This window comes from Citrobacter cronae (assembly GCF_016893685.1).
GTDB classification, from domain to species: domain Bacteria; phylum Pseudomonadota; class Gammaproteobacteria; order Enterobacterales; family Enterobacteriaceae; genus Citrobacter; species Citrobacter werkmanii.
Genome location: NZ_CP069763.1, coordinates 1,720,448 through 1,720,904, shown reverse-complemented (window position 1 = coordinate 1,720,904; position 457 = coordinate 1,720,448). Strand labels below are relative to the sequence as shown.

Annotated in this window: 1 rRNA gene; it reads right to left on the bottom strand. The window is 57.2% G+C overall.

Features of this window, described 5'->3' with window-relative positions:
* Positions 1-326: 326 nt before the first annotated feature.
* Positions 327-442 (bottom strand): 5S ribosomal RNA (rrf, locus tag JSN25_RS07355).
* Between the last annotated feature and the right edge of the window lie 15 nt (positions 443-457).

Here is a 457-nt window from a genome sequence, read left to right as displayed (position 1 = left end):
AGTGCGGGATTGCCTGATGCGCTGCGCTTATCAGGCCTACAAAATACGTTCAGTACAACGTAGGCCGGATAAGGCGGKRTGCCGCATCCGGCAGGTTTCATTTCRYACAGACGCAAAAAAGCCCATCCGGCAGGAYGGGCTTCTTCACTTATTTGATGCCTGGCAGTTTATGGCGGGCGTCCTGCCCGCCACCCTCCGGGCCGTTGCTGCGCAACGTTCAAATCCGCTCCCGGCGGATTTGTCCTCCTCAGGAGAGCACTCACCGACAGACMACAGATAAAACAAAAGGCCCGGTCTTYCGACCGGGCCTTCCGCTTTTATTTGATGCCTGGCAGTTCCCTACTCTCGCATGGGGARACCCCACACTACCATCGGCGCTACGGCGTTTCACTTCTGAGTTCGGCATGGGGTCAGGTGGGACCACCGCGCTACAGCCGCCAGGCAAATTCTGTTTATT